This is a genomic window from Bacillus sp. LR_5 (genome assembly GCF_042709275.1).
In genome coordinates this window covers 1-3,638 of sequence record NZ_JAVAXX010000436.1, presented here as the reverse complement: position 1 = coordinate 3,638, position 3,638 = coordinate 1, and the positions used below count along the sequence as shown (strand labels likewise).

The following is a 3,638-nucleotide window of genomic DNA, read 5'->3' as shown; positions in this document are numbered from 1 at the left end:
AATGCTAAACATGTTAGACGAGTGGTATTCCGCAATGAGCAAACGCAAAATGAATCACGTTTGCACACTGAAAGAGAAAATTGACCAGCACCTTCCGAAGATCAAAAAGAACACAAAACTTTGGATGCGTTATCAATTGTTTCAGGCCCGCCATCAGCTGCTTTTTGAAAACCAGAACGGACTCGATTCATTGTTCGATGACCTATATGGCCTGGAAGACAAAATGGATGATGAATTGAAATATTATCTGTATTTTTTCTCTGGGTTATATGAGATGGTAAAAACAGCTCCGAAACATGCAGTACATCATTTTAAAAAAGCTGAACAGTACCTGGCCGCCATTCACAATACGTTTGAAGCCGCTGATTTATATTATCAAACCGCCGGCGCCTATTACTTGATGAAATCACCGCCGCTTTCCGTCCAATACGTCAAAAAAGCATTACACATCTATTTGCACCAATTCGGCTATATCAAAAAGGTAATCACCTGTAAACTTTTGCTCGCCGTGAATTATATTGATCAAGAACGCTATGAAAAAGCTGAACAGCTTTTCAAAGAAATCATTAAGAAAACCCAGCAACTACATGACGAAAACCTGCTATGCCATGCTTATTATAACCTTGGCTTTTTAAAAGCGACCGAGAAAAAAGACCAGGAAGCGCTTCTTTACTTTAGGAAAGTATTAAAGAATCAAGAATTTGAAATGAATTCACCAGTCTCATATCTTCATTGTGTGTACGAGTCTGTCAGAGCGCTTTTTAAAACAGGAAACATCACAGAAGCTAAAGCCGTCCTTCAAAAAGGAAAAGAATTATCTGAAAAGGTAGACATTCAAACCATTTATTTAAAATTAAAAACGCTTGAAGCCCTCTACACCTCAGTGGAAGATCCCTATGAGCAGCTGCTCGAATATGTGCTTGAATTAGAAAAAATCGAGGCGTGGGTGGATTTAGAAGTGCTGTTAGAAGATATTACGGAATACTACAAAAAAAAGGACGATTTCGAAAAAGCCGCTTTTTTTATCATGCGCGGCTGATTGAAAAACGCCCATTTTCTTATTATCTGACTGAATTGATTAAACCGAGCATTTGATCTCCCATTGTGATCGTTCTGCTGTTCAGCTGATATGAACGCTGGGACGTAATCAAATCTGTCATTTGTTCTGAAATATCGACATTGGACATCTCAAGTGAGCCCTGCTGCATGCCGATGTTTTGTCTATTAGCGCCGTTCAGCTCTTCAAAAGCTGCCGCATTATCAATAGAGAAAAGGTTATTCCCTTCGGATTTCAGCTCTTGAGGGTTATTCACTTGGACAACGCCAAGATTAAACCGCTGAACCGCGTTTCCATCAGTTGCGGTTAAGGTGCCGTTCTTATTGATGGTGATATTCTTCATTGAGCTGTCGATGTTCACTGTATTGCCGTTCTCATCAAGTACGGGATACCCATTTCCAGTGACGAGCTGCAGCTGGTTGGCATTATTGGCTGAAGGCGTTAAATATAATGCTCCGTCTCTCGTATACTGGCGGTTTCCATTTACATTTACCTGAAGATACTGGTATGGAGACGTAAATGCGATATCCAGATCGCGATCGGTCTTCTGAATGCTTCCTTGATCAGAGACTAGGCGTGAATTCATCATCGCTCCGACGCCAAGGCGCAAGCCGGGCGGCGTTTTTCGGGCTTTTGCCACTTCCTCGTTTTTTTCATCAACCTGATCGAATTGCTGTCTGACAAGCTCAGAAAAATTCGTATCTTTTGCCTTATAGCCGGTTGTGTTGCTGTTTGAAAGGTTGCTGCTGATTGTGTCAATCTGCTGCTGCAGCTGGTTTAAGGTTGTTGATGCCGTTAGCATTGACCTGAGCATAGTTGATGTCCCCCGTTTTTTCTTCCGTTATCTTAAATTTTTCCAATTTCATTTGCTGCTTTATCCATACTTTTATCGTAAGCCTGAATAACCTTCTGATTCGCCTCAAACGATCTGTACGCTTCAGTCATTTCTGTATAGGCGCTTGTCACATCCACGTTTGAAAGCTCTGAGACGCCTTGTTTTAATGAATAGGATACCTGATTATTTCCGGCTGCGCTTGGCAGATCATTACCGTCCGCCGTGCTGTACAAATCATTTCCGTCCCGTTTGAGATTGCGGACATCTTCCGCCATTCTGACATCAATCTGGCCGGCTGTGCGTCCGTTCGTTGTCACAGTACCGTTTTCAGACACAGTAAAATTCTCATTATCAACAGTGATTGGCTGGCGACCCGTCGATAAAATAGGGCGTCCGTTGATCGTCAGCTGGTTGTTCTCATTTAGTGAAAATGTGCTGCTTTTTGAATAACGGATTCCATCCGCTGTTTGAACCGGATAAAAAAGAGCAGCTTTTTCATTGGTTTCCGCATTCATCGGAACTTGATTTTCGATCAATGCAATGTCTGTAGGCTGGTCTGTGGACTTCAGGCTTCCCTGTGTGAAGAGAGGCTTGAGCTCCTGCATATACACTCCGGTATTCACGGAACCGATTTCCGTCCTCGATGTCCCGGCCGGAGATTTTGATTCTATTCTGCTGAGCAGCATTTCAGGGAACGCGCGCATCGAGCCTTGATCAGCTTTATATCCTGATGTATTTGCGTTAGCAATATTATTTGAAAGCATTTCCGTTCTTCGCTGCTGGGCAATCATTGCGGATGTTGCTGTATATAATCCTTTTAACAAATTTCCCACCTCTAAAAATGGCATTTTTTCCAGTTGTTATATAGGAACGTTCGTTCTATAATAAAAACTCAGTATTTTATCCTATTATCGTCATTTAACATCTTTTCGTGAAGGCTTTTTCATAAAAAAACCTCATTCTTTTTCAGAATGAGGTTTGTGAAATCAGCTTAGTTTGCGTTTAGGAAGCTTGTCCATATTATCAAGCATGACACCTGTGCCGATGGCTACGCAATCCATAGGATTTTCAGCAACGAGGACCGGTACCTTCAGCTCTTCAGCAAGCAGCTGGTCAAGGCCGTTTAAGAGCGCGCCTCCGCCGGTAATAATAACGCCGCGGTCAATAATATCAGCAGAAAGTTCAGGCGGTGTTCTTTCGAGCACTTGTTTCGCAGCCTGAACAATAACAGCGACAGATTCACGAAGGGCTTCTTCAACTTCTTTACTGTTTACTGTAATTGTTCTTGGAAGACCGGAAACCATGTCCCGTCCGCGAATGGAAATTTCCTCGTGACGTGCGTCTGGGAAAACAGTTGCGACTTTAATCTTAATATCCTCCGCAGTACGTTCGCCGATCAGCAGCTTGTACTCGCGTTTGATATAATTTAAGATTTCCATGTCAAACTTGTCCCCAGCCATTTTAATAGAAGAGGAGGTGACAATATCGCCCATTGAAATAACCGCGATATCCGTCGTCCCGCCTCCGATGTCTACAACCATGTTACCGCTTGGCTGGAATATTTCCATACCCGCGCCGATAGCGGCAACTTTAGGTTCTTCTTCAAGGTACACATGTTTCCCGCCGCTTTTTTCTGCAGCTTCTTTAATTGCTTTTTGCTCAACGGATGTAATATTCGTCGGGCAGCAAATGAGCATGCGCGGCTTTGAGAACAGGCCTTTTACATTCAGCTTGTTAATAAAATGT

General features: G+C 42.7%; 4 protein-coding genes. 1 reads left to right on the top strand and 3 read right to left on the bottom strand.

From position 1 onward, the window contains the following. Position 1 precedes the first annotated feature (1 nt). On the top strand, positions 2-1,039 hold the full coding sequence (rapD, locus tag RAC86_RS36565) for an aspartate phosphatase RapD (protein ID WP_377886769.1): 1,038 nt from the start codon (positions 2-4) through the stop codon (positions 1,037-1,039). Positions 1,040-1,061: 22 nt separating this feature from the next. On the opposite strand, the gene flhP is transcribed toward rapD, so the two are convergent. From flhP to mbl, 3 genes are all read right to left on the bottom strand, one after another. After that, positions 1,062-1,871 carry a flagellar hook-basal body complex protein FlhP gene (gene flhP, locus RAC86_RS36560; RefSeq protein ID WP_015251037.1) on the bottom strand — a complete coding sequence of 270 codons (810 nt, stop codon included), beginning with the start codon at positions 1,869-1,871 and terminating at the stop codon, positions 1,062-1,064. A 32-nt stretch (positions 1,872-1,903) separates the two neighbouring features. Further along, positions 1,904-2,716 carry a flagellar hook-basal body complex protein FlhO gene (flhO, locus tag RAC86_RS36555; protein ID WP_167408516.1) on the bottom strand — a complete coding sequence of 271 codons (813 nt, stop codon included), beginning with the start codon at positions 2,714-2,716 and terminating at the stop codon, positions 1,904-1,906. A 162-nt stretch (positions 2,717-2,878) separates the two neighbouring features. Further along, positions 2,879-3,638 (bottom strand): cell shape-determining protein Mbl (gene mbl / locus RAC86_RS36550; RefSeq protein ID WP_377886768.1); only part of this gene is annotated, 760 nt, incomplete at its 5' end.